Raw genomic sequence first — 25708 nt, forward strand, 5'->3', positions numbered from 1 at the left:
GCGTCATCTCGTCGGTGGCGGACAGGGCGGAAATCAGACAGTGCTGGTGGCCTTGGTGCCGCGCAAGCGGCGCGCGACCGAACCGATGACCGGCATGACCAGCAGCGCGACGCCGATCGTCATCAGCGTCGAGACCAGAGGGTTCGACCAGAAGATCGAGAGCGAGCCCTGGCTGAAGATCATCGACTGGCGGAAGGCGTCCTCGGCCTTGTCACCAATGACCATGGCGAGCACCAGCGGCGCGATCGGATAGTCGAGTTTCTTGAAGAGATAGCCGACGAGGCCGAAGACCAGCGCGAGCCAGATGTCGAATTCCTTGCTCGCGGCGGTGAAGGCGCCGATGAAGCAGATCACCACGATGATCGGCCCGATGATCGAGAAGGGGATGCGCAGGATCGAGGCGAAGAGCGGCACCGTCGCCAGCACGACCACGACCGCGACGACATTGCCGAGATACATAGACGCGATCAGGCCCCAGACGAAATCCGGGCGATCGGTGAAGAGCGTCGGGCCGGGATTGAGGCCCCAGATCATCAGGCCGCCCATCATCACCGCCGCGGTGGCGGAGCCGGGAATGCCGAGCGCCAGCATCGGCAGCATGGCGGCGGAGCCGGCGGCATGGTCGGCCGTCTCCGGCGCGATCACGCCCTCGGGCTCGCCCTTGCCGAACTTGGCTGGATTGCGCGAGGAGCGCTTGGCCATGGCGTAGCTCATGAAGGAGGCCGCCGTCGGCCCGCCCGGCGTGATGCCCATCCAGATGCCGATCAGCGAGGAGCGCAAAAGGGCGAGCCAGTAGCGCGGCAGCTTCACCGCAGTGCGCAGCACGTCGCTGACGCGCACCTTCGCGGCGACGCCGTCGAATTTAAGCCCCTCCTCCATCGTCAGCAGCAATTCGCCGATGCCGAACAGGCCGATGACCGCGATCAGGAAGCTGACACCGGCGAGCAGCACGTCGAACTCGAAGGTGAGGCGTACATTGCCGGAGACCGAGTCCATGCCGATCGTCGCCAGAGCGAAGCCGATCGCCATCGAGACGACCGTCTTGAAGGGCGAGGCGCCGCCCAGCCCGATGAAGCTCGCGAAGGTCATGAAATAGACGGCGAAATATTCGGGCGAGGAGAAGCGTAGCGCGAATTTCGCTACCCAGCCGGAGAGCAGTGTGATCAGGATGACGCCGGCCAGCGCGCCGAAGCCGGCCGAGAGGAAGGCGAAGGAGAGCGCCTCGGTCGCCTTGCCTTGCTTCGCCATCGGATGGCCGTCGAAGGTCGTCGCGACCGATGAGGGTTCACCCGGAATGTTGAACAGGATCGAGGTGGTCGAGCCGCCGAAAAGCGCGCCCCAGTAGAGCGAGGTCAGCAGGATGATCGCCGAGACCGGGTCCATCGAGAAGGTCAACGGCAACAACAGCGAGACGCCGTTCGGCGCGCCGAGCCCTGGCAAGACGCCGACGAGCACGCCGAGCAGCACGCCCGCCATCATCAGCAGGAGGTGGTGCGTGGTGAGCGCGACCGAGAAGCCGTGCATCAGGTTGGCGATGTTGTCCATGCTGATATCCCCGCCGTCTCAGAGGCCGATGAGCGGCTCGATCGGACCCTTGAGCAGGCCGATCTGGAAGAATTTCTCGAGCGCGAAATAGAAGAAGGCAGCGGTCACGAAGGCTGTGACGAGGCTGGGCAGCCAGCCATAGCCGCCCTGGAAGCGCATCGCGAAGACGAGATAAAGGATCGTCGCGACATACATGCCGAGCGTCGCGCTGAGCACGACGAAGGCGACGAGCGGCAGCAGGAATGACAGCACCCGCTTGCCGCGCTCGGCGTCGAGGAATTCCTCGGCGAGGATGGCCTTGCCCGCGATGCGCTGGCCGACCGTCATCGCCAGCGTGCCCAGGCTCGCCAACGCGATCAGCGCCCCCGCATAGAAGGGAAAGGCGCCGGGCTGCGGGCCGGACGTGTCCCAGCCGATGCCGAATTCGAGCGAGCCCTTCACGATGACGAGCCCGAAGACCAGCGTCAGGATCGCGGTCCCGATCTCGGCCCAGAAGCGGGTGATCATGCGGTGGGTTCTCCCTTTCAGGGCTTGCGCGTCATGGCCGGGCTTGACCCGGCCATCTCGGAAACCAGCCTTCTCGTCATGAAATTCCTGGGTCGGCGGGCTGCGCCGCCCGGGAATGACGATCCCACCTTACTTCGCGACCCAGCCTTCGTTCTCGAAGACCTTCTTGTTCGCCGCCTCGTCCTTGGCGACGAAATCGGCGAGCTCGGCGCCCTTCATGAACTTGGCGGTCTGGGCGGTGCGCTGCACGAATTCCTGCCATTCCGGGGTCTTGGAAACCTTCTCCAGCAAGCCGGCATAATAGGTCACGGCGTCGGCCGGGACGTCGGCCGGCAGCCAGACGGTGCGCGGCATCTGGAAGGTTTCCAGCGGCAGGCCCGCTTCCTTGCAGGTCGGGATGTCGCCCCAGCCCTTGCCCTCGAAGACCGCGTCGCTCTTGGCGAGACGAACCGGCGAAAAGACGCAGAGCGGCTTCACCTGCCCGGCCTTCCACTGGCCGATATTCTCGTTGGGGTTGTTGACGTTGGAGTCGATATGGCCGCCGGCGAGCTGCACGGCCGCGGCGCTGCCGCCCTGGAAGGGCACATAGATCCATTTCACGCCGGTGGCGTCCTGGATCATCGAGGTCAGGGTCTGGTCGGTGTCCTTCGACTGGCTGCCGCCCATCTTGAAGCCCATCGGCTTGGCCTTGACCGCCTCGATATAGCTCTTGGCGTCGGCATAGGGGGCATCGCCCTTGACCCAGAGCAGGAACTCGTCGAGCGCCAGCGCCGCGACCGGCGTCAGGTCCGAGACCTTGTAGCCGAGCTTGGCGACGTAAGGCAGCAGATAGGCGTTGTTGGTGCCGAAGATGACGCGGTTCGGATCGCCCTTGCCGCCCTTGCCGTAGACATAGCCTTCGGCACCCGAGCCGCCGCCCTTGTTCACCACCACGATCGGCTGCTCGGTAAACTTATGCTTGGTGATGATCGACTGGATGATGCGGGCAAAATTGTCGGTGCCGCCGCCGGCGCCCGAAGTGACGACGAACTCGATCGGCTTGGTCGGCTCCCAGGCCTGAGCGGCCCCGATGCCGCCGAGCGCAAGCGCGCCGGCGAACGCTGCCGAAATGGCGATGGTCTTCATGGTTTCTCTCCCTAGGGTTTGATCTTGCAAGGCCGCTCTTGCCGGCGGCTTTGTCGAAAATGCTTGGATCGTCAGGCCGCAGCGCGGGCCTTGGCCTTTCCGTCCTGGGCCATCTTGATGGCCAGCGCGAGCGCGGCGCGCGTCGCGCCGAGATTGGCGATGCCCTTGCCGGCGATCTCATAGGCGGTGCCATGGGCCGGCGTGCAGATCGGGAAGGGGAAGCCGCCGATCAAGGTGACGCCGCGGTCGAAACCGATCAGCTTCATCGCGATCTGGCCCTGATCGTGATACATGGTCAGCACGGCGTCGAAATCGCCATTCTTCGCCCGCAGGAAGACGGTATCCGACGGGAATGGCCCCTCGACCGTGAAGCCCTTGGCCTTGGCCGCCTTCACCGCCGGCTCGATCGTCTCGATCTCGTCGCGGCCGAAATTGCCGCCGTCGCCGGCATGGGGATTGATGCCGGCGACCGCGATGCGCGGCGGGTTGAAGCCGGCGGCGCGCAGATTGGCATCCGCCAGCGTCAGCGCCCTGATAATGCGCTCCTGCGTGATGTTCTGCGCCACCTCGGAGAGCGGGATATGCGAGGTGACGCGGGCGTTCCAGAGCTTGTCGAGGATGTTGAACTCGCTCGCCGCGCCCTCGAAGCCGATGGCATCGCGCACGAAGCGGATCTCGTCGTCATAGCCGGGATAGGCGAAGCGCATCGCCGCCTTGTTGAAGGGCGTGAAGAACACCGCATCGGCCTTGCCGGAAGCGGCGAATTGCAGCGCGCGGCGGAAATTCTCGGTCGCGGCCTTGCCGCCGGCAAGCGTCGCGGTGCCACGCTTGAGATCGGCGGGGTCGTGATTGGCGAGATCGACGAAGACCGGCCGGTCGCCGAGCGGCAGCGCCTCGCTGTCCTTCACGACCTGGACCTGCGGATCGGCGCCGCCGTCCTTGATGCCGAGATCGAGCAGGCGCTTGTCGCCGAAGACGACGTAGCGGGCAGCGCCGCGCAGATCGGCCTCCGACAGGATGCGGGCCGTCAATTCGGGGCTGATGCCTGAGGGATCGCCCATCGCCACCGCAATCACCGGCAAGGCGTCATTCGTCCGCTCATTCATGGCCGCAACTCCGCTGCCTGTCCGCTGTTCTGGCTCCGTTGGCTAACACAGGCCGCCATCTCACTCAAGTATGCTGTATGCAGCATATTAAAATCGATGTACGCATTCGATAGGTGCTGGCCGTGGATTGGTTACGCCGGAGGAGGGCCGAATGAATTTCCATGCGCATTACGCCGGTATCACCGAGCCGGTCGAAACCTGCCTCGTCGGCAGCGGCAGCTTCGGGCGCAGCTATCTCGCGCAGTCGCGCCGGACGCGACTGGTCAATGCGCGCATCGCGGTGGATGTCACGGCCGAAGCAGCCGGCCGGGCCTTCGCCGCGGCGGGTTTCGAGCCTCGCGAGATTGCGCTGTGTCAGACGGCGGCTGAGGCGAAGACTGCCTGGAATGCCGGACAACGCATCGCGGCGGCGCGCCTCGATGTCGTGATGGAACTGCCCTTCGCGCTGCTCGTCGAAGCGACCGGAAGCCCCGAAGCTGCGACGCGGCACAGCCTCGCCGCGATCGACGCCGGACGCCATGTCGCGCTGGTGTCGAAGGAGGCCGACAGCGTCGTTGGGCCGGGCCTGGCGCGGATCGCTCGTGACAAGGGCGTCGTGGTGACGCCGGTCGACGGCGACCAGCCGAGCCTGTTGATCGCGCTCGCGAGCTGGGCCGAGGTGATCGGCCTGGAGATCATCGCCGCCGGCAAGTCGAGCGAGTATGATTTCGTGCTCGACGCCGCGACCGGCGATGTCACCTGCAACGGCGTAACCCGCTCGCTGCCGGCCCTGCGCGAGCACTGGCTACCGGGCAAACGCTCCATCATCGCCACCGCTGACGAGCGAGCGCGCATCCTTGGTGAGGCCTTCCCGCTGCGGGCCGTGCCCGATCTCTGCGAGATGACGCTCGTCGCCAATGCGCTCGGTTTCTCGGCGGACGCCGCCGGCTTCCATGCGCCGCCGGCTCGCGTGCCGGAATTGGCCGATCTCTTCGCCGAACGTAGCGACGGCGGCTTGATGCGCGGCACACGCCGCATCGACGTGTTCCACCACCTGCGCCTCGCGGAGGAAGCAAGCTTTGCCGGCGGCGTCTTCATCGTCGTACGCTCAGACAATGCCGAGACCTGGGAGATGCTCGCCGGCAAGGGCCATGTCGTCAGCCGCAGCGGCGAGACCGCGGCTCTCTACCTGCCGCGCCACCTGCTGGGTGTCGAGGTTGCGACGTCCATTCTCGACGCTGCCGGGCTCGGCCGCTCAGGCTACGGCGACGACTACCGTCCGCGGCAGGATCTCGTCGCGGTGGCGCAGCGCGATCTCGCGGCCGGGACGGTGCTCACGATGGGCGGGCACCATCACAGCATCGACGGCGTCGGTGCGGAGGTGAGGCCAGCAGCGGCGCTCGCGGTTGAGCGCCCTGCCCCGTTCTATCTCGTCGCCGATCGGACGCTTGCCCGGGCCGTCAAGGCGGGCGAGGCGATCCGCCTCGGCGATGTCGCAATCCCCGAAGCTTCCGGATTGCTGGCGATGCGCCGGCGACAGGATGCCCTCTTCTTTGTCGGGAATGACGCGTCCGTTTGACAGCGCGGAAGCCGCGTGCCGTAACGGAGCGGCCGGGAACAGTGGAGCAACGATGAGCGAGACGGCGGCCGACTATACCCCGATCATGCGGCGGACCCTCCATGACGAGGTGCTGGAGCGCCTGCGCGACATGATCATCGAGGGGCGGCTCGCTCCCGGCCAACGCATCAACGAGGGCCAGGTCGGCGCCCAGCTCGGCGTCTCGCGGACCCCCCTGCGCGAGGCGATCAAGACGCTCGCCAGCGAAGGCCTGGTCGAGATCCTGCCGGCCAAGGGCGCGATCGTCCGCAAGTTCTCGGCGCGCGACCTCGCCGACATCCTCGAAGTCATCAAGAGCCTGGAGCAGCTCGGCGGCCAGATCGCCTGCGCGCAGGCCAGCGACGCAACCATCGCGGCGATCCACAAGCTGCACAAGGACATGCTCGCGCTCTACGCGAGGCAAGACCGGCTCGACTATTTCAAGCTGAACCAGGCGATCCACAGCGCCATCGTCGCCGCTTCCGGCAATGCGGTCCTCGCCGAGATGCACACAACCCTGCAGGCGCGGATCAAGCGCCTGCGCTTCGTCGGCAATGAAGGCCCGGAAAAATGGGCCGGCGCGGTCGCCGAGCACGAGGACATGATCGCGGCCCTGCTCAAACGTGACGCGGAGGCCCTGTCCGAGGCGATCGGCCGCCATATGGACACGACGCTGGTCCGGGTGCGCGACGTCCTCTGAAGGCCTGTTCGGAACACCGGCTTCGCGCCGGGAATCATAGACTTTCGGCTAAGCCCCAGGCCGCCGGCAAACACCTTTTCGCCTCAGCCGAAATCCGTTCCCGCACAGTCGTTTACCCTTCCCTTGGAGCAGGCTGCGAAGCCCCCCGAGACGACTATCCGCGCCGGTCTTCTTTCAATAAGCTGTAGACAAGGCAGCTCGGGGACTTCCGCCCACGAAGCTTCCGATACAACGGGGCCGTTCATCGCCCTCACGAAGGCGGATGAGGCGTTCAAGGAGACATCCATGAAGAAAATTCTGTTGGCGACGCTGTCGGCCTCCGCGCTGATGGCGGCGCAGCCGTTGATGGCGAAGACGCTGGTCTATTGCTCGGAGGGCAGCCCCGAGAATTTCGCGCCAAGCGTCAACACCACCGGCACGTCCTTCGATGCGAACACCCAGATCTACGACACCATCGTGCAGTTCGAGCGCGGCGGGACCAAGGTCGAGCCGGCGCTTGCTGAAAAGTGGGACATCTCGGCGGATGGCCTGACCTACACCTTCCACCTGCGCAAGAACGTCAAGTGGCAGTCCAACAAGAACTTCAAGCCGACGCGCAACTTCAACGCCGACGACATCATCTTCATGATCGAGCGGCAGTGGAAGGAAGACAACGCGTTCTACAAGGTCACCAGCTCGAACCACTCGTATTTCAACGACATGGGCATGCCCAAGCTGCTGAAATCGGTCGAGAAGGTCAATGACTACACCGTCAAGTTCACGCTGAACCAGCCGGAAGCGCCGTTCCTCGCCGACCTCGCCATGCAATATGCCAGCGTGCAGTCGAAGGAATATGCCGATGCGATGCTGAAGGCGGGCACGCCCGAGAAGCTCGACCAGGACCCGATCGGCACCGGTCCGTTCTATCTGGTGCAGTACCAGAAGGACGCGATCATCCGCTACAAGGCCAATCCCGACTACTGGGCCGGCAAGGCCAAGATCGACGACCTGATCTTCGCGATCACGCCGGACGCCTCGGTGCGCTGGGCCAAGCTCCAGAAGGGCGAATGCCATGTCATGCCCTATCCGAACCCGGCCGATCTCGATGCGATCAAGAAGGACGCCAATGTCCAGATCCTGGAGCAGCCGGGCCTGAACATCGGCTATCTCGCCTACAACACCACCAAGAAGCCCTTCGACGACGTCAAGGTCCGCCACGCCGTCAACAAGGCGATCAACAAGAAGGCGATCATCGACGCGGTCTATCTCTCCAGCGGCGTCGCGGCGATCAATCCGATCCCGCCGTCGATGTGGTCCTATAACGAGACCATCAAGGACGACCCCTATGACCCGGAGGCGGCCAAGAAGGAGCTGGCTGCGGCCGGCTATCCGAATGGCCTCGAGATCGACCTCTGGGCCATGCCGGTGCAGCGCCCCTACAACCCGAACGCCAAGCGCATCGCCGAGCTGATGCAGGCGGACCTCGCCAAGGTCGGCGTCAAGGCGGAGATCAAGAGCTTCGAGTGGGGCGAGTACCGCAAGCGCATGCAGGCGGGCGAGCACCAGACGGGCATGCTCGGCTGGACCGGCGACAACGGCGATCCGGACAACTTCCTGCACACGCTGCTGGGCTGTGAATCGGCCAAGACCAACGGCTCGAACGTCGCCAAGTTCTGCTACCAGCCGTTCGAGGACCTAGTGCTGAAGGCGAAGGCCGTCACCAACCAGGCCGAGCGCGAGAAGCTCTATCGGCAGGCGCAGGTGATCTTCAAGGAGCAGTCGCCCTGGTTCACCATCGCGCATGCGGTGCAGCTGAAGCCCGTCCGCAAGGAAGTGAAGGACTTCAAGCTCTCGCCGTTCGGCCGCCACACCTTCTACGGCGTCGATATCGGCAAGTGAGCCGTGTTACCCGGCCGCGCCATGCCCTGGCGCGGCTGATGCATGCCAAACGACGCGGCCCCGCCGGGGCCGCGTTTCGGGAGGCGGAGACGATGGGGCACGACGCCCCGCGCCCGATCCGTCTCCCCTGCCTGTCCCGAGAGAACCGCCCCATGTCCGTTCGCGCCCGCTCCCTTGCCCTGACGCTGGGGCTCAGTGCCCTCATGCTGCCCGCCATCGCCAGCGCCCAGGCGCTCGTGGTCTGTTCTGAAGCCAGTCCCGACTACCTGAATCCGCAATTCAGCGGCCAGAACACCGCTTATGACGTCGCAGCGCAGATCTACGAGCGGCTGACGGCGACGGAACGCGGCGGCTCGCAGGTCATCCCCAGCCTCGCCGAGTCCTGGACGATCTCCGACGACGCGCTGACCTACACTTTCAAGCTGCGCAAGGGCGTGAAATGGCACGCCAACAAGAGCTTCACCCCGACGCGGGACTTCAACGCCGACGACGTGGTCTTCTCGTTCGGGCGCATGTTCGACCAGAGCAATCCGTTCAATAAGGTCGGCAGCGGCAATTTCGGCTTCTTCGCCGAGATCGTGCAGCCGAGCTTCAAGTCGATCGAGAAGGTCGACGACTACACGGTCAAGCTGACCCTGAGCAAGCCGAACTCGCCGCTGCTCTCGGCTCTTTCGGTCGAGCCGATGTCGATCCTCTCGGCCGAATATGCCGCCGCGATGCTGAAGGCCGGCACGCCCGAGCAGATCGATTTCGCGCCGATCGGCACCGGACCGTTCTCGCTCGTCTCCTATCAGAAGGATGCGGTGATCCGCTTCAAGGCGGTGCCCGACCATTGGACCAAGGCCGTCGGCAATCGCGACCGCATGGCGCTGGTCAACGACCTGATCTTCGTGATCACGCCGGATGCCGCCGTGCGCTTCGCCAAGGTGCGCTCCGGCGAGTGCCAGATCGCGCGCTATCCCAACCCCGGCGACCTGCCGGCGATGAGGACGGAACCGACGATCAACCTCCTGCAGGGCAGCATCGCCGACCAGAGTTTCCTCGCCTTCAACCAGCAGAAGAAGCCTTTCGGCGACAAGCGGGTGCGCGAGGCCCTGGCCTATGCGACCAATATCCCGGCGATCATCGACGCGGTCTACCAGGGCACCGGCAAGATCGCGGCAGCGGCGGTGCCGCCCTCGCTCTGGTCGCATGACGCCGACCTGAAGCCGCGTCCCTACGACCCCGAGAAGGCTAAGGCCCTCCTCAAGGAAGCCGGGCTGCCGAACGGCTTCGAGACGACGCTCTGGGCCATCCCCGTGGTGCGCGCCTATATGCCGAACGGACGCCGCGCAGCCGAACTGATCCAGGCCGACTGGGCCAAGATCGGCGTCAAGGCGACGATTCAGACCTTCGAATGGGGCGAGTATCTCAAGCGCGGCCGGGCCGGCGAGCATGAGGTCGGCATGTTCGGCTACACCTGGGACTATCCCGATCCGAGCCAGATCCTGCTTTCGGGCTGGACCTGCGAGGGCGTGAAGAGCGGCGCCAACCGCGCCCGCTGGTGCAACCAGGAAGCCTCGGACGCGCTGGCCAAGGCCAGCACCATCACCGACCAGGGCGAGCGCACCAAGCTCTACAGGCGCTTCCAGGAGCTGTTCCACGAGGATGTCGCAGGCCTGCTCTTCGCCAATGCGCAGGCGTTCACGCCGGTGCGCAAGGAAGTGAAGGACTACAAGATCCACTTCTTCGGCGGGCAGCCCTTCTTCGGCGTCTCGATCGCCAAGTAATTGTCAGAACGACCGAGCCGCGGCAGCCACCACTGCCGCGGCTTCCTTCTCGCGCGGCCGCCTGGGCCGCGCGGCGCGTTCCCGGAGCTCCCTCACCATGCGCATCTACATCTCCGCCGATATCGAAGGCATCGCCGGCGTGGTCACGCGCGACCAGACCCTGGTGGAGGGATTCGAATACCAGGCCGCCCGCGTCTGGATGACCGACAGCGTCACCGCCGCGGCGCGCGCCGCCTATGACAGCGGCGCCAGCGAGGTCGTCATCGCCGACAGTCATGGCCGGGCGCAGAACCTGCTGCTGGAGCGGCTGCCGCGCGACGTCCGGCTCGTGCGGGCCCATCCGCGGCCGCTCTCGATGATGCAGGGCGTCGAGCACGGCGCCTATGACGGCGCACTCTTCATCGGTTACCACACGGGATCGACCAATCCCGAGGGCGTGCTGGCCCATACCTTCCGCGGCGCCTCGCTGCGGGAAGTCCGGGTCAACGGCATCGCCGTGCCGGAAGCCGGCATCAATGCTGCCATCGCCGGGCATTTCGACGTGCCGGTCCTGCTCGTCAGCGGCGACGACGCCACCATCGCCGAGACCAAGGCGTTCCTGCCCGATATCGAGGGCGTGACGGTGAAATGGGCGCATAGCCGCCAGTCCGCACGCACGCTGATGCCGGAAGCCTCCTATGAACTGATCGCGGAGGGCGTGAAGCGTGCCATCGCGCGGCGGGCCTCGATCAAGCCCTATCGGATCGCCGGGCCGATCACGCTCGAGGTCGATTTCCTGTTCCGCCAGCCGGTCGAATATCTCGCCATGCTGAAGGCCGTGGAACGGATTGATGCGTTTACAATCCGCTATATCGCGGACGACATCCTTGATCTCCAGCGCTTTTTGGTGTTTGCGCTGGGCTACAGCTCGACATTGCAATAAATCCAAACGACCCGCTGGCGTGAGACGATCCCCCTCACGCTGGCCAAAAACATCGGCAGAACCATGCTGCGCTTCATCTTCACACGGCTGAGCCTGGTCATCCCGACCTTCATCGGCATCACGCTGCTGGCCTTCTTCCTCGTCCGCCTCGTCCCCGGCGACCCGATCGAGACCATGGCCGGCGAACGCGGCATCGACGCCGCCCGCCATGCCCAGCTCCTGACCGAGTACGGCCTCGACCGACCGCTGCTCGTCCAGTACGGCAAGTATATCGAGCGCGTCGTCCAGGGCGACCTCGGCAAGTCGATCGTCACCCGCGAGAACGTGCTGACCGAGTTCGGCCAGCTCTTTCCGGCCACGATCGAGCTCGCGATCTGCGCCATCCTGATCGCGCTGATCGTCGGATTGCCGGCCGGCATCATCGCCGCGGTGAAACGAAACTCGATCTTCGACCATGGCGTGATGGGCATCTCGCTCACCGGCTATTCGATGCCGATCTTCTGGTGGGGCCTGCTGCTGATCCTGCTGTTCTCGGTCCAGCTCGGCATCACGCCGGTCTCGGGCCGCATCGCGGTGCAGTATTTCATCGAGCCGGTGACGGGCTTCCTCACCGTCGACAGCCTGCTCGCCGGCGATATCGACGCCTTCTGGTCGGCGCTGTCGCATCTCATCCTGCCGGCGATCGTGCTCGGCACCGTGCCGCTCGCTGTCATCGCCCGTATGACCCGCTCGGCAATGCTCGAAGTGCTGGGCGAGGATTATATCCGCACGGCCCGCGCCAAGGGCATGGCCCCGATCCGCGTCGTCGCGCTGCATGCGCTGCGCAACGCCCTGATCCCGATCGTCACCGTCATCGGCCTGCAGGTCGGCGCGCTCTTCACCGGCGCGATCCTGACCGAGACGATCTTCTCCTGGCCCGGTGTCGGCAAATGGCTGATCGAGGCGATCAGCCGGCGCGACTATCCCGTTCTCCAAGGCGGGACGCTGCTGCTCGGCGTCGTCGTGATGAGCGTCAACCTTTTCGTCGACCTGCTCTACGGCTTGATCAACCCGCGCATCAGGCACGCCCGATGAACCGCACTCCTCTTTTTCGCTCCCATCGGAGCCTGACCGCATGAGCACAGAAACCCTCAAAGTCCCGGCCACCGCGCCGAGTGCTGCGCCGCCGCATCCCGTCCGCGAGTTCTGGACCTATTTCAGCGCCAATCGCGGCGCCGTCGCCGGCCTCGTCGTCATCGTGCTCGTGCTGCTCTGCGCGCTGCTCGCGCCGGTGATCGCGCCGCATGATCCGAACCTGACCAACAACGCGGTCTTCCTGAAGCCGCCATTCTGGCAGGAGGGCGGCTCGCTCTCCTATCCGCTCGGCACCGACGCGATCGGCCGCGACATCCTCTCGCGCCTGCTCTTCGGCGCACGGCTCTCGCTGGTGATCGGCATCGCCGTCGTCGCGCTCGCCATCGTCGTCGGCATCGTGCTCGGGTTGATCGCCGGCTATTTCAAGGGTCTCGCCGATATCGCGATCATGCGCCTGATGGACATCCTGATGACCATGCCGAGCCTGTTGCTCGCGATCGTCATCGTCGCGATCCTCGGCCCCGGGCTGATGAACGCGATGCTCGCCGTCGCCATCGTCGTGCTGCCGCATTACGTGCGCATCACCCGCGCCGCCGTGATCGCCGAATCTTCCAAGGACTACGTCGTCGCGGCCAAGGTCAGCGGCGCGCAGACGGTCCGGCTGATGTTCTCCGAGATCCTGCCGAACTGCGCGGCCCCCCTCATCGTGCAGGCGACGCTCGGCGTCTCCACCGCGATCCTCGATGCCGCCGCGCTCGGCTTCCTGGGCTTAGGCGCCCAGCCGCCGACGCCGGAATGGGGCACGATGCTCGCCGATGCGCGCGAGTTCGTGCTGCGTGCCTGGTGGGTCGTCACCTTCCCGGGCCTCGCCATCCTCATCACCGTGCTGGCTTTCAACCTTCTCGGTGACGGCCTGCGCGATGCGCTCGACCCCAAGCTGAAGCGCTGATCCCATGCCCCTTCTCGAAATCGAAAACCTCAGCGTCGAATTCCCGACCTCACAGGGAACACTGCGCGCCGTCGACCGCATCGACCTCACCCTCGACGAGGGCGAGGTGCTCGGCGTCGTCGGCGAATCCGGCTCCGGCAAGTCCGTCACCATGCTCGCGCTGATGGGCCTTGTCGGCTATCCCGGCCGCGTCCGCGCCGACAAGCTGCGCTTCGACGGCCGTGACCTCCTGACCATGTCCGCCCGCGAGCGCCGCCAGCTCACCGGCAAGGACGTGGCGATGATCTTCCAGGAGCCGAGCACGAGCCTGAACCCGTGCTTCACCATCGGTTTCCAGCTCGCGGAGACGCTCAAGAAGCACGAGGGCATGGACGGCAAGGCGGCCAAACGCCGCTCGATCGAACTGCTCGAGCAGGTCGGCATCCCCGCGCCGGAGAGCCGCCTCAAGGCCTTTCCGCACCAGATGTCCGGCGGCATGAACCAGCGCGTGATGATCGCGATGGCGATCGCCTGCAATCCGCGCCTGCTGATCGCCGACGAGCCGACGACCGCACTCGACGTCACCATCCAGGCGCAGATTCTGGAACTGCTGATGACACTGCAGCGCGAGCGCAACATGGCGCTGGTGCTGATCACCCATAACATGGGCGTCGTCGCCGAAACCGCGCAGCGCATCATGGTGATGTATGCCGGGCAGATCATGGAGGAGCGCAAGGTCGACGCGCTCTTCAAGGACCCGCAGCACCCCTATTCCGCCGCCCTGCTCGCAGCCCTGCCGGAGCGCAGCGAGGACGCGACCCGCCTCGCCACCATCCCCGGCATGGTGCCGGGCCTGAACGACCGCCCGAAGGGCTGTCTGTTCTCGCCGCGCTGCGCCTATGCGACCGACCACTCCCGCAACGTTCAGCCGGAGCTCCGGAACTGGATGGACGGACGCGTGCGTTGCCACTACCCGCTCGGCGATCTCCAGCGCGATGCCGAGCGCGCTCGCGACGAAGCCGGCCAGGCGAAGGAGGCCGCGCGATGAGCACTCCCGTAATCGAAGCGCGCGAGCTGACGCAGATCTACCCGGTCAAGCAGGGGCTCTTCAAACCGCCGGCGCAGCTGCAGGCGGTGAACAAGGTCTCCTTCGCGGTCGAGGCCGGGCGCACGCTCGCCGTCGTCGGCGAGTCCGGCTGCGGAAAGTCGACGCTGGCGCGCATGGCGACGCTGATCGAGACGCCGACGGCTGGCGCGCTGACGCTGGACGGGCTCGACGCCGTCAATCCGCCGGCCGGCGAGCGCCGGCGCCTGCGGCGCACCGTGCAGTTCGTGTTCCAGAACCCCTATGGCTCGCTCAATCCGCGCAAGAAGATCGGGACGATCCTGGAGGAACCCCTCAAGATCAACACCGACCTCTCCGCGGCCGAGCGCACCGAGAAGGCGCGCGCGATGATGGCCAAGGTCGGCCTGCGCCCCGAGCACTATGCCCGCTATCCGCACATGTTCTCGGGCGGCCAGCGCCAGCGCATCGCGATCGCGCGCGCGCTGATCCTCTCGCCCAAGGTCGTGGTGGCGGACGAGCCGGTCTCGGCGCTCGACATCTCGATCCAGGCGCAAGTGCTCAACCTGCTGGCCGATCTGCAGGACGAGCTGAAGCTTGCCTATCTCTTCATCTCGCATGATCTCAGCGTCGTCCGTCACATCGCCCATGACGTGATGGTGATGTATCTCGGCAATGCGATCGAGCACGGGCCGAAGGAACGCATCTACGCGCGGCCGCTGCACCCTTACACGCAGGCGCTGCTCGCCTCGACGCCGCGTGTCGATGCCGGCAAGCGCGAGCGCATCATCCTACGCGGCGAATTGCCCTCTCCGCTCAATCCGCCGAAGGGCTGCGTGTTCTCGACACGCTGCCCCTTCGTGACCGATCGCTGCCGCGTCGAGCGCCCGGACAAGCGCGAGATCGACGGCCGCAAGGTCGCCTGCCACTACGCCGAGGATTTTCTCGCCAAGGCCGCGTGATCCCAGCGCAAGACGCTCAACCGGCAGGCCGACGCGACGGCCTGTCCGACTTGGCTTGTCCAGCGCCCCCTGCCCTTGAGTTCGCCCGCCCAGGCGTCGTGCCAGCCGGATTCCCGCGGGGCATTTGTTTTATCGCAATGCAATCCGGCCAATTCTCGGATAATATTCGAGACAAACTGGACGGGTTCGCGGCCGCGGAGTCAGACTGCGTTTCCGGTCCAAAGCGCCTGGGGGGAGGCGGAATGCGCTCGGAAACTGAAGCGATCAATCGTCATATCGGAGATCGGCTGCGTGTTCTCCGCAAGAAGCGCGGCCTGAGCCAAGGTGACCTTGGGGCCATCCTCAATGTCTCGTTCCAGCAGATGGGAAACTACGAAAAGGGGAAGGACCGCCTGAGCGCGGGCGCTCTCTTCCTGCTGGCGCGCTTTCTCGGAACGAGCCCGGCAGCCTTTTTCGAGGGACTGAACTCGCCCGGTATGGGAATGGCAGAAGACGGCTCGGAATACGAGACGAAGTTCGAAAGAACTCCACAGTCCGAAAAGCTCGATGCGGCGTTCGGGCGGATTCGCTCGCAGCGCGACCGGGCCCTGGCCGTGGCAATCGTCGAGACGATCGCGCGCCGCGATGACGGAACAGCCTGAATTCAGCGAGTCATGCCGAGTTCGCGCCGGATGGCGATGGCGATATCTGGTCGGTCGGTCGTGAAGGCGCTGACACCGTCGGCGAAGGCCTTGCGGATCGCCGGCTCGTCATGGGCGCCGTAATAACCGAACGTCACGGCCTCGCAGCGGCAGGCTTCCCTGTCGCCATCCTGCGTCTGGCTGATGCGGATCGCAATCTCCTGCACGCCGGCCGCGCTCGCCTTGCGGCATAGCGTCTGCAGATCGCGTGCGGGCGGCGCCAGCAGCTTGTCGGCGATCAGCCAGATCGTCGGGGCGTTCGGCGCGAGACGCAATAGTTCCGCGAGCGTCGGCAGGTCGAAGGAGGTGAAGGTCGTATGATCGAGCAGGTGCCGTTCCTGCAAGCGCGCAACGACCTGCGCCTCGATCCCCGGATAGCGCTCGCCACTCTGGCGGGTCTTCACTTCGATGCGCAGCCTGATGCCGCTCGGCGCGAGGATGTCCAGGACCTCGTCGAAGCTCGGGATGGTCTCGCCATCCGTGCCGATCAGCTCCACCGCCTGCAACTCAGCCCAATCGCGATCCGCCACTGCGCCTTCTCCCGCCGCCGTCCGGCCGAGCAGCGCATCGTGATGGACGACCAGCACGCCGTCGCGGCTGCGGTGGATGTCGAACTCGATGAAATCCACCGGCAGGACCGCCGAATTGCGGAAGGCGAGGCGGCTGTTCTCGGGCCAGATCCTGGCGCCGCCGCGATGCGAGGCGATGTCCGTCATATCTCTGTAACCATGTGGGGCGATGGCTGTTCATGCAACATAAATTGCCGACAAGCCAATCTGCAATTTAACTTGCAGAACATCTCGAGGCTTCGTTACGCTGACGGGCTATGGATGAAACGATGAACCTGACGGAGATCATCGCGGCGCGCCGGGACGAGCTGACCGAGTCGGATCGCCGGCTGGTCGAGGTTCTCCTGGCCAACCGCACTGCGGGCAGCTTCCTGCCGTCGCACAAGGTCGCCGAGCAGGCGGGCGTGCATGCCTCGACCGCCGGGCGCCTCGCCCGCAAGCTCGGCTTCGCCTCCTATCGCGAGATGCGCGGCGCCTTGCAGGATACCGTCGTGGCCGATCTCGACGCGTCGGTCCGCGTGCGGCGCCGGCTCGACCGGGTCCGTGGCGATTCCCTGCTCGGTTCGGTCGTCGAGGGCGAAATCCGTGCGCTTGGCGCCCTGGTCGGCCAGATCTCGGATGCCGACATCATCGCTGCAGCCGAGATGCTGCGGCAGGCCGGGCGCATTCTCGTCGCTGGCGAAGGCCATGCCAGCAGCCTCGCCGAATTGTTCGTGCGACGCCTCGTCCGGTCCGGTTATCGTGCCACGGCCATCGCCCATGCCGACTGGCAGGCGGCCGACCAGTTGCTCGGGCTCGCAGCCGGCGATGTCGTGATCGCGCTGATCTTCCGCCATGAAAGCTCGGCGATGACGCGCCTGATCGCCTGTGCGCGGGAGATCGGCGCCCGGACGCTCCTGATCACCGATCGGCGCACCGGCGTCCCGACCTGCGACCTCCAGCTCGTCGCCGCCCGCGGCGAGCAGGGCGAATTCCACTCGCTGACCGTGCCGATGGCGATCTGCAACACGCTGATCCTCGAACTGTCGCGGACCGATGACGGCCGCTCGCTGGAAACGCTGGCGAAGGTCGAGACCCTGCAGCGCATCTTCCGCGGCAAGCCCTGATAGGCGGCCGCGGCGCCCTCCGCCCGAACACCGATAAAGCCTCTGTTCCCCTGGAGAATGCGATGAAGATTTCGACCATCGGCAAGACCATTCCCGGGATCCTGCTCGGGACGGGGCTCGCGACCCTGGCTTGCTCAGGCGCCATCGCGCAGAACAGGCCCGACATCACGGTCGCTGTGAACGAGCTCGCGCGCTCGCTCGACCCCGGCGAGAATACCGGCAATGTCGATATCCGGATCTACTACTCGATCTTCGACACGCTGATCCGGCGCGACTTCGCCAGGCCGAAGGCCGATGGCGCCGCCAATCTCGTGCCCGGCCTCGCCGAGAGCTGGTCCTGGACGACGCCGACGACTTTCGACCTGAAGCTGCGCCGCGGCGTCACCTGCCATGACGGCAGCCCGTTCGACGCCAATGACGTGCTGGCGACCTTCTCGCCCGACCGGCTCTGGGGGCCGAAGGCCTATTACCCGGAGGGCCGCGTCTATTTCGGCAATTTCACCAATGTCGAGAAGCTCGACGACTTCACCGTCCGGATCACGGTGGCGCAGCACGACCCGATCATGGAGCATCGCCTGTCGAGCTACATGTCCTTCGTCCTCTGCGACGAGCCATGGAACGCGTTCCGCAGGGAGGGCGCCGGTTCCAAGGTCTGGATGGATCAGGCCGCCAAGGCCCTGCGCTGGAAGCCGGTCGGCACCGGCCCTTACAGCTTCGTCGACTACCAGAAGAACGACAGGATCACGCTCGCGGCCTTCGATCGCTATTTCGGCGGCCAGCCTGCGGCCAAAACCATCACCTTCCGCTCGGTGCCCGAGGTCGCGGCGCGCGTCGCCGGTCTCGTGGCGGGCGATTTCGACATCGCCGTCGAATTGCCGCCGGACCAGTGGGACGGCTTGAAGCGCTACAAGGACGTCTCGCTGAAGACCGAGCCGCTGGAGAACAGCCATGTGCTCCAGTTCAACACCAACGATCCCCTGCTCGCCGACAAGAAGCTGCGCCATGCGATGAGCCTGTCGATCGACCGCAAGGCGCTGATCGACGCACTCTGGAAGGGCCAGACCTTCACGCCGAACGGCCACCAGCTCCCGAGCTTCGGGCCGATCTATGTCAAGGAGAACAAGGGCTACCCTTACGACCCCGCGCTGGCCAAGAAGCTGCTCGCCGAAAGCTCCTATAAGGGCCAGGAAATCTCCTACCGGCTTATCCCGAACTACTACCTCTACAATGTCGAGGCGGCGCAGGTGATCCAGGAGATGTGGCGCGCCGTCGGCATCAATGCCCGCATCGACTTCGTCGACAGCTTCAAGGAGGTGCGCAAGCCGGGCGCGCAGGTCTTCGCCTGGTCGAACACCTATCGCGTGCCCGATCCCTCCGGCGCGATCCTGACGCTATGGGGGCCCGACAGCGAGAACCAGAAGACCTGGAAGCTCTATGGCGCGAGCCCCGCCTTCAACGACGCCGCCAAGGAGCTGACGGCCGAGACCGACGAAGCCAAGCGGCGCGCGATCTTCGCCAAGCTGCTCACCGCCTTCGAGGACGATATGCCGATGACGATGCTCTACAACCCCGTCACCGGCTATGGCGTAAAAAAGGGCATCGAGTGGACGCCCTACAGCCAGTACTACATGGACTTCCGCCCCTCGAACTTCTCGCTGGTCGCGAAGTGACGGAGCACGCGCGCAGGACCGGCACCGACGGGGGCAGCGACGCGCTGCTCTCCGTCGAGGGCCTGACCGTCGGCTTCCGCACAGCCAGGGGCTATGCCGACATCCTGCACGCGGTTTCATTCGCGGTGCGGCCGGGCACGACGACCTGCATCGTCGGCGAGAGCGGCAGCGGCAAGAGCGTCTCCTGCCAGGCGGTGCTCGGCCTTCTGCCCGCGAACGGCCGCCGGACGGCCGGGCGCATCCTGTTCGAAGGGCGCGATCTCGCCGCCGCCAGCGAGGCGGAGCTGGAGACAGTGCGCGGTCGCGGCATCGGCATGGTGTTCCAGGACCCGCTGGGATCGCTCAACCCACTGCACACGGTCGGCACGCAGTTGCGCGAGACCCTGCGCCTGCACACCGTGCTGTCCGAACCGCAGCGCCAGGCCCGCGCGCTGGAGCTTTTGCGCCTGGTCGGAATCCCCGAGCCGGAGCAGCGCCTTGCATCCTATGTCCACCAGTTCTCCGGCGGCATGGCGCAGCGGGTGATGATCGCGATGGCGCTCGCTTGCGAGCCGCGCCTGCTGATCGCCGACGAGCCGACCACCGCGCTCGACGTCACCATCCAGGCGCAGATCCTCGACCTCCTGAACCGCCTCAAAGGCGAGCTCGGCATGGCGATCCTGTTCGTCACCCATGATCTCGGCGTCGTCGCCGAAATGGCCGATGATGTCGTGGTGATGCGCCATGGCCGCGTTGTCGAAGCCGGCCCGGCCGAGCGCCTGCTGAACACACCGGAAGCGCCCTATACGCGCGAGCTTCTCGCCGCGATGCCGCGTCTCGATGTCGCCGCGCCAGTCTATCGCGAGCGGGCTGCATCATGAGCGCCGTGACCGAGCCTCTTCTTCGTGTCTCTGCCTTGCGCCGGCATTTCGGCGGCGGCCGCTCTTTCCTGCGGACACAACGGACGATCCGCGCCGTCGAGGACGTGTCGCTGACCCTGCGGATCGGCGAGACGCTCGGTCTCGTCGGCGAATCCGGCTGCGGAAAATCGACGACAGGCCGGATGATCGTCGGGCTCGAGCGGCCGAGCGGCGGCGAGATCCTGTTCAAGGGCCGCGACCTCACCAGCCTGACGCCGAAGGACTGGCAGCGGCAGCGCCGCGACATCCAGATGATCTTCCAAAACCCGCAATCGGTGCTTGATCCGCGGCTCAGCATCGGCCGCCAGATCCGCGAACCGCTCGACCTGCACGAGATCGGCGTGCGCAGCGGACGCGATGCGGAAGTCCTGCGCCTGATGCAGGCGGTGGCGCTGGCGCCCGAGATGGCGGACCGCTTCCCGCACCAGATCAGCGGCGGGCAGGCGCAGCGCGCCGTAATCGCACGCGCACTGGCGATGAAGCCCAGCCTGATCGTCTGCGACGAGCCGGTCTCGGCGCTCGACGTCTCCGTCCAGGCGACAGTGACCGAGCTGCTGCAGGAGCTGCAGGAGCGCTTCGACATCGCCTATCTCTTCATCTCGCACGACCTGCGCGTGGTGAAGAAGCTCTCGCACCGCATTGCCGTGATGTATCTCGGCCAGATCGTTGAGGAAGGCCCGACCGACCCGGTCTATCGGGAGCCTATGCACCCCTATACGATGGCCCTGCTCGCCGCGATTCCTGACCTTTCGGCCTCGCGCTCGGCCCGGCCCGTCCGGCTCGCGGGCGATCCACCCTCGCCGGCCAACCCGCCTTCCGGCTGCCATTTCCACACGCGCTGTCCCCATGCCCGCCCGCGCTGCTCGGCCGAGATGCCGAGCCTGCGCCCGTTCGGCGAGGGCCGCAGCGTCCGCTGCCATTTTGCTGGTGAACTGGGAGTTGCGTCATGATCCGGCCGCTCGTCATCGCCCATCGCGGCCACTCCGCCCGCTATCCCGAGAACACGCTGGAGGCCTATCGCGCCGCGATCGCGTCCGGCGCCGATCTCGTCGAGACCGATGCACGGCTCAGCGCCGACGGCGTCGTCGTCGCCTCGCATGATCCCGATCTCGTGCGGGTCGCCGGCGACGACGCCGCGATCGCCGAGACGTCTCTCGAAGACCTCAAGGCCATCGCCCGCTCCGGCGGCGTCCAACTCGCGACGCTGGCCGAGGCGCTCGCCGCAATCTGCCCGCATCGCCAGGCGCTGATCGACATCAAGACGAAAGACCTCGCGATCATCGATGCGGTGCTCGCGGTGATCCGGGAACTCGGCGTCGTCGATCGGGTCTGGGTCGGCGCGCGCGAGGTGCTTCAGGTTGCGCATGCCACGCTGACGGTGCCGGGCATCCGGATGCTCGCCTTCCTGCCCGACAAATCCAATCCGGATCATTATGCCGCCGCCGGCGCGAGCGCTTTCCGTATCTGGGAAGGCAATCTCGACGGCCCGGTCGCGACGCGCTTGCTGGGGCGCGTACCGGTCTGGGTCACCGCAGGCGGCAAAGGCACCGGCCGCATCGTCGGCGATGTCGATGGCGACAGCCTCCTGCGCATCCTCGCGCATGCGCCGCAGGCTGTGCTGCTCAACGATCCCGACCTGCTGACGGGCTTCCAGAGCCGCAAGGCGTCGTGATGCCGGGACGGCTCTTCCTGGCGAAGTTCGCGCGTGGCCTGCTGACCGTATGGCTGATCGTGACGCTGACCTTCGTCGCGCTCAATCTCTCGGGCGATCCGATCGAGGCGCTGGTCGGCGACCAGGCTCCGGCCGAGGTCATCGCGCATTACCGCGAGAAATTCGGGCTCGACCGGCCGCTCTGGCAGCAATACGTCTCCTATGTCGCGGGGATCGCACAGGGCGATTTCGGCTTGTCGCTCTCTGACCAGCGGCCCGCCATCGACCTCATCGCCGCCGCCCTTCCCCGCACGCTTCGGCTCGGGCTCACGGCCTTCGTGCTCGGCCTCGTCCTCGGCGTCGGGCTCGGCATCGTCGCGGCGCTCAACCGCAACCGGCCGATCGACCGCTTCGTGATGAGCTTCGCCGTGCTCGGCTTCAGCCTGCCGAATTTCTTCCTGGGCATCCTGCTGATCCTGCTGTTCTCGTTGCATTGGCGCCTGCTGCCGAGTTCGGGCGACCAGACGATCTGGCACCTGATCCTGCCGGCGATCACGCTGGGTACGCATTTCGCCGGCACCTTCGCCCGCTTCACCCGCTCGGCCATGCTCGAGGTGCTCAACAAGCAATATGTCGTCGCCGCCCGCGCCAAGGGCGTGCCGCGGCCGCGCCGGGTGCTCTGGCATGCCCTGCCCAATGCCGCGATCCCGATCATCACGATCATCGGCCTCAAGCTCGGCGACCTCGTCGCTGGTTCGATCATCGTTGAAACGGTGTTCGCCGTGCCGGGCGTCGGCCGGTTGCTGGTCAACGCGGTGACCTCACGCGATTTCGCGCTGGTGCAGGCGATCCTGATCATGACCTCGATCACGATGGTGCTGGCCAATCTCGCCGTCGACGCGATCTATGCGCTGATCGACCCGCGCATGCGCGCCGCCCGGTCGGAGCGCTGAGATGGCGCTGACCACCCTCTTCCGCCGGAAGGACGATGCACCGGTGAAAGCCGAGGCGCGCTATCCAGCCATCGTGATCGCAGCGCTGATACTGCTCGGCCTGATCCTGATGATCTTTCTCTTCGCCGACTGGCTGGCGCCTTACGACTACCGCACGCAATCGCTATTGAAGCGCCTGAAGCCGCCGAGCTTTCTCGGCGGCCTGCCCGAGCACTTGCTGGGAACCGACGAACTCGGCCGCGATGTGCTCAGCCGCCTGATCTACGCAATCCGCTTCAGCGTGCTCGTCGCACTTGGCGGCACGCTGATCGGCGCCTTGATCGGCACCACGCTTGGCTTCATCGCTGCCCATTTCCGGGGACTCACCGAGGAGGCCATCATGATGCTGGCGGACGTGCAGGCGTCCCTGCCCTTCATGATGATCGCGCTGGCGCTGATCGCCCTGTTCGGCGGCGGCTTCTTCCTCTTCGTCGCGATCATGGGCTTCTATGGTTGGGAGGTGTTCGCGCGATTGACGCGCGGCGTCGTCATCGCCGCCAATACGCAGGACTACGCGACGGCCGTAACGGCGCTCGGCGCGCCGGCCCGTCATGTCTATCTCCGGCATGTGCTGCCGAACATCCTGAGCGTGCTGATCGTCCAGTTCACGCTGAATTTCCCGCAGGTGATCCTGCTGGAGACCTCGCTCTCCTTCCTCGGCCTCGGCATCCGCCCGCCACTGACCAGCCTCGGCCAGATGCTCGGTGCCGGCCGCGCATACCTGACAAGCGCATGGTGGATCGCGGTGCTGCCGGGCATGGCGATCTTCCTGACGACGATGTCTATCTCGATCGTCGGCGACTGGATAAGGGACCGGCTCGACCCGACGCTGCAGGCGCGCTGACCGGTTCTCGTCAGGACAGGTCCGTGCGGCCGAGGACGCGTCGCGCAGCCGTCCGCAGTGCGCGCTGGTCGGGATAGCCGACCGCCCTGACGATCTGACGCGGCAGCGCGCCATCGCTCGCCATGGTCATGGCGCGGAGCACGCGAAGGCGCGTGCGCCAGTCGCCGAAGCTCAGGCCGGTCTCCGCCCGGAAGCGGCGCGTCAATGTGCGGCGGCTCGCGCCGGCACGCTCGGCCCAGCCGTCGAGATCGATGTCAAGTGCGGGGTCCTTCAGGAGCGCATCGCAGATCCGCCGCAGACGAGGATCACGCGGCAAGGGAAGCGTCAACGCGGTTTCAGGCGCGCGCGCGATCTCGTCGAGGATCAGCGCGGCGAGATGCCCGCCGCGCCCGGCTTCGTCATAGAGCATCGGCTCTGCCGAGAGCGCCTCCAGCGCCGAGGCGAGCAAGGACGAGACCTCCAGCACGCGGCACCCTATCGGCAGGACGCCGACCGCTTCGGGCGCGATATAGGCCGAGCACATCGAAACCGCGCCGTGCATCCTGACCTCGTGGGACAGGCGCGGCGGAATCCAGAGCGCATGCCGGGCCGGCAGGACCCAGGTGCCATCCTCCGCCCGCACGAGCGTCAAACCAGCGGTAGCATAGAGAAGCTGCGCGCGCGGATGGCTGTGCCAGCCGGTGCTCGCACCGGTCTCGTAGCTTCTCGGCATCACAGCGACCGCGCGCGGCACGGTCTGGTAGGCCTCGCTCTCGCTGCGCATCATCATTCTCACTTGGCCCGATCATGTCGAATAACGACCCTAAAGGCCTAACGGGTCAAGCTAGAGTAAAGCGTCATCATCGCGAGCCCGCCCATGAATCCTGAGACGCTGTCCAAGCGCACCCTTCTCTTCGTCAACGCCGCCCATGCGCTCGACCATTTCGTGCTGCTGATCTATCCGACGGCGGTGATCGCCATCGCGGCGCAGAGCAGCCTCAGCTATGCCGAGCTGATCGGCCTCGCCACGGGCGCCTTCGTCGCCTTCGGCCTCTGCTCGCTGCCGATGGGCTGGCTCTCGGACCGGTTCGGCCGGCGCAACATGCTCGCGGTCTTCTTCATCGGCTACGGGCTGTCCTGCCTCGGCGTCGCCAGCGCAGAGCAGCCTGCCGCCTTCGCCGGCTGGCTGCTCGTGCTCGGCGTGGCCTCGGCGATCTATCACCCGGTCGGCTCGACCATGCTGGTCAGCCATGCCCGCCAGCTCGGCCGCGATCTCGGCGTCAACGCCGTCTGGGGCAATCTCGGCGCGGCTTCGGCCGCCGGCGTCACCGCGCTGATCGCCGCAAGCTTCGGCTGGCGCTTCGCCTTCATCCTGCCGGGCCTCATCTGCCTCGTGCTGGGTGCGGCCTTCATCATGATGGTTCCCGGCGATGGCAACCCGTCCGCGAGCCGCTCCGGCAAGGCCGAACTCATTCCGGTCAGCCGGCCGATGGCGCTGCTCGCGGTCTTCGCCGTCGCCATCATCGCAGGCGGCATGACCTTCAATATCACGACGATCTCGCTGCCGAAGGTGATCGACGAACGGCTAGGTCTCGATCTCCCCCTGGCGCTCACCGGCTCCCTGGTAACGCTGGTCTTCGTCTTCGGCGCTGCCACGCAATGGCTGATGGGCCGGCTGGTCGACCGCTATACGCTACCGGCCCTGTTCGTCGGACTCGCTCTTCTCCAGCCGCTGGGCCTCGTGCTCGCGGCGACGACCTCCGGCGTGCCGCTGCTGCTCGGGCTCGTCCTGACCATGGCCGCGATCTACGGACAGGTCGTCGTCAACGATGCGATGGTCGCCCGCTATGTGCCGGCGCAGCACCGCGCCAAGGCGTTCAGCGTGCGCTATTTCCTCGGCTTCACGGTCAGCGGCTTCGTCGTGCCGATGCTGGCCGTCCTCCATGCGCAGGGCGGGTTCGGGCTGGTGCTGGCGGGGGCGGCGGTGTTCGGCCTGATCGTCTGGTGCGCCGCGCTGGCCTTCTTTTTCATCGCGCAGTCCGCATCCGCGGCAAGCACCGTTCCAGCCGAACCGTAGGCTTCGGGCAGCGCAAGCCGTCAGGCGATCACTGAAACGAGACTGGGACCATCGCCCCGCCATGCATGGCGGGGCTCAACCGCGTC

Annotated in this window: 24 protein-coding genes; 18 read left to right on the forward strand and 6 right to left on the reverse strand. The window is 66.1% G+C overall.

Annotated features, from left to right (window positions below; all coding sequences use genetic code 11):
* Nucleotides 1-33: 33 nt before the first annotated feature.
* From Q0Q36_RS10170 to Q0Q36_RS10185, 4 genes are all read right to left on the reverse strand, one after another.
* Nucleotides 34-1545 (reverse strand): tripartite tricarboxylate transporter permease, encoded by a 1512-nt coding sequence (locus Q0Q36_RS10170; protein ID WP_293797856.1) that lies wholly within the window; start codon nucleotides 1543-1545, stop codon nucleotides 34-36.
* A gap of 18 nt (nucleotides 1546-1563) precedes the next feature.
* Nucleotides 1564-2052, reverse strand: a complete 489-nt coding sequence (locus Q0Q36_RS10175; RefSeq protein WP_293797858.1) for a tripartite tricarboxylate transporter TctB family protein — start codon at nucleotides 2050-2052, stop codon at nucleotides 1564-1566.
* A 129-nt stretch (nucleotides 2053-2181) separates the two neighbouring features.
* Nucleotides 2182-3177, reverse strand: coding sequence for a tripartite tricarboxylate transporter substrate binding protein (locus tag Q0Q36_RS10180; RefSeq protein ID WP_293797859.1), 996 nt, complete (start codon nucleotides 3175-3177; stop codon nucleotides 2182-2184).
* Nucleotides 3178-3248: 71 nt separating this feature from the next.
* Nucleotides 3249-4283, reverse strand: a complete 1035-nt coding sequence (locus Q0Q36_RS10185) for a 4-hydroxythreonine-4-phosphate dehydrogenase PdxA (protein ID WP_293797861.1) — start codon at nucleotides 4281-4283, stop codon at nucleotides 3249-3251.
* Nucleotides 4284-4434: 151 nt separating this feature from the next.
* On the opposite strand from Q0Q36_RS10185, the gene Q0Q36_RS10190 reads away from it, so the two are divergent.
* The 10 genes from Q0Q36_RS10190 to Q0Q36_RS10235 all read left to right on the forward strand — a co-directional run bounded on the left by Q0Q36_RS10190 (nucleotide 4435) and on the right by Q0Q36_RS10235 (nucleotide 15796).
* Nucleotides 4435-5841 (forward strand): flagellar biosynthesis protein FlgA, encoded by a 1407-nt coding sequence (locus tag Q0Q36_RS10190; protein WP_293797862.1) that lies wholly within the window; start codon nucleotides 4435-4437, stop codon nucleotides 5839-5841.
* A gap of 52 nt (nucleotides 5842-5893) precedes the next feature.
* The gene (locus tag Q0Q36_RS10195) at nucleotides 5894-6559 is read left to right on the forward strand and encodes a GntR family transcriptional regulator (RefSeq protein WP_293797863.1); all 666 of its coding nucleotides are present in this window, start codon (nucleotides 5894-5896) and stop codon (nucleotides 6557-6559) included.
* Between the two features lie 285 nt (nucleotides 6560-6844).
* Nucleotides 6845-8437, forward strand: a complete 1593-nt coding sequence (locus Q0Q36_RS10200; protein ID WP_293797865.1) for an ABC transporter substrate-binding protein — start codon at nucleotides 6845-6847, stop codon at nucleotides 8435-8437.
* A 152-nt stretch (nucleotides 8438-8589) separates the two neighbouring features.
* Nucleotides 8590-10206, forward strand: coding sequence for an ABC transporter substrate-binding protein (locus tag Q0Q36_RS10205; protein WP_293797866.1), 1617 nt, complete (start codon nucleotides 8590-8592; stop codon nucleotides 10204-10206).
* Nucleotides 10207-10303: 97 nt separating this feature from the next.
* Entirely contained in the window at nucleotides 10304-11128 is an 825-nt protein-coding gene (locus Q0Q36_RS10210; RefSeq protein ID WP_293797868.1) for a M55 family metallopeptidase, read from the forward strand.
* Between the two features lie 63 nt (nucleotides 11129-11191).
* On the forward strand, nucleotides 11192-12202 hold the full coding sequence (locus Q0Q36_RS10215; RefSeq protein ID WP_293797869.1) for an ABC transporter permease subunit: 1011 nt from the start codon (nucleotides 11192-11194) through the stop codon (nucleotides 12200-12202).
* Nucleotides 12203-12242: 40 nt separating this feature from the next.
* The gene (locus tag Q0Q36_RS10220) at nucleotides 12243-13151 is read left to right on the forward strand and encodes an ABC transporter permease subunit (RefSeq protein WP_293797870.1); all 909 of its coding nucleotides are present in this window, start codon (nucleotides 12243-12245) and stop codon (nucleotides 13149-13151) included.
* 4 nt (nucleotides 13152-13155) lie between these two features.
* Nucleotides 13156-14178, forward strand: a complete 1023-nt coding sequence (locus Q0Q36_RS10225) for an ABC transporter ATP-binding protein (protein WP_293797873.1) — start codon at nucleotides 13156-13158, stop codon at nucleotides 14176-14178.
* Nucleotides 14175-15155: a peptide ABC transporter ATP-binding protein gene (locus Q0Q36_RS10230; RefSeq protein ID WP_293797875.1), complete on the forward strand. Its 981-nt coding sequence runs from the start codon at nucleotides 14175-14177 to the stop codon at nucleotides 15153-15155. Before Q0Q36_RS10225 ends, Q0Q36_RS10230 begins: the two co-directional genes overlap by 4 nt.
* Before the next feature lie 242 nt (nucleotides 15156-15397).
* Entirely contained in the window at nucleotides 15398-15796 is a 399-nt protein-coding gene (locus Q0Q36_RS10235; protein WP_293797877.1) for a helix-turn-helix transcriptional regulator, read from the forward strand.
* A 2-nt stretch (nucleotides 15797-15798) separates the two neighbouring features.
* Here the strand turns inward: Q0Q36_RS10235 and Q0Q36_RS10240 are convergent, their stop codons facing one another.
* Nucleotides 15799-16551, reverse strand: a complete 753-nt coding sequence (locus Q0Q36_RS10240; protein ID WP_293797878.1) for a glycerophosphodiester phosphodiesterase family protein — start codon at nucleotides 16549-16551, stop codon at nucleotides 15799-15801.
* A 122-nt stretch (nucleotides 16552-16673) separates the two neighbouring features.
* Here Q0Q36_RS10240 and Q0Q36_RS10245 point away from each other — a divergent pair, with 122 nt between their 5' ends.
* From Q0Q36_RS10245 to Q0Q36_RS10275, 7 genes are all read left to right on the forward strand, one after another.
* Nucleotides 16674-17510 carry a MurR/RpiR family transcriptional regulator gene (locus Q0Q36_RS10245; RefSeq protein WP_293797879.1) on the forward strand — a complete coding sequence of 279 codons (837 nt, stop codon included), beginning with the start codon at nucleotides 16674-16676 and terminating at the stop codon, nucleotides 17508-17510.
* A 62-nt stretch (nucleotides 17511-17572) separates the two neighbouring features.
* Entirely contained in the window at nucleotides 17573-19180 is a 1608-nt protein-coding gene (locus Q0Q36_RS10250) for an ABC transporter substrate-binding protein (RefSeq protein WP_293797881.1), read from the forward strand.
* Nucleotides 19177-20040, forward strand: a complete 864-nt coding sequence (locus Q0Q36_RS10255; protein ID WP_293797882.1) for an ABC transporter ATP-binding protein — start codon at nucleotides 19177-19179, stop codon at nucleotides 20038-20040. The genes Q0Q36_RS10250 and Q0Q36_RS10255 overlap by 4 nt, the downstream gene beginning before the upstream one ends.
* A complete protein-coding gene (locus Q0Q36_RS10260) occupies nucleotides 20037-21029 on the forward strand; it encodes an ABC transporter ATP-binding protein (protein ID WP_293797884.1) in 993 nt (330 codons plus the stop codon). The genes Q0Q36_RS10255 and Q0Q36_RS10260 overlap by 4 nt, the downstream gene beginning before the upstream one ends.
* Entirely contained in the window at nucleotides 21026-21751 is a 726-nt protein-coding gene (locus tag Q0Q36_RS10265) for a glycerophosphodiester phosphodiesterase family protein (protein ID WP_293797886.1), read from the forward strand. Before Q0Q36_RS10260 ends, Q0Q36_RS10265 begins: the two co-directional genes overlap by 4 nt.
* Nucleotides 21751-22683, forward strand: a complete 933-nt coding sequence (locus Q0Q36_RS10270) for an ABC transporter permease (protein WP_293797888.1) — start codon at nucleotides 21751-21753, stop codon at nucleotides 22681-22683. The genes Q0Q36_RS10265 and Q0Q36_RS10270 overlap by 1 nt, the downstream gene beginning before the upstream one ends.
* Before the next feature lies 1 nt (nucleotide 22684).
* Nucleotides 22685-23566: an ABC transporter permease gene (locus Q0Q36_RS10275; RefSeq protein WP_293797890.1), complete on the forward strand. Its 882-nt coding sequence runs from the start codon at nucleotides 22685-22687 to the stop codon at nucleotides 23564-23566.
* A gap of 10 nt (nucleotides 23567-23576) precedes the next feature.
* Here Q0Q36_RS10275 and Q0Q36_RS10280 read toward each other — a convergent pair whose 3' ends face one another.
* Nucleotides 23577-24335, reverse strand: coding sequence for a helix-turn-helix domain-containing protein (locus Q0Q36_RS10280; RefSeq protein WP_367187170.1), 759 nt, complete (start codon nucleotides 24333-24335; stop codon nucleotides 23577-23579).
* Between the two features lie 87 nt (nucleotides 24336-24422).
* Between Q0Q36_RS10280 and Q0Q36_RS10285 the strand changes: the two genes are divergently transcribed.
* Entirely contained in the window at nucleotides 24423-25622 is a 1200-nt protein-coding gene (locus tag Q0Q36_RS10285) for an MFS transporter (protein WP_293797892.1), read from the forward strand.
* The last annotated feature ends 86 nt before the right edge of the window (nucleotides 25623-25708 follow it).

The organism is uncultured Allobosea sp. (genome assembly GCF_945957345.1).
In the GTDB taxonomy this organism is placed as follows: Bacteria; Pseudomonadota; Alphaproteobacteria; order Rhizobiales; family Beijerinckiaceae; genus Allobosea.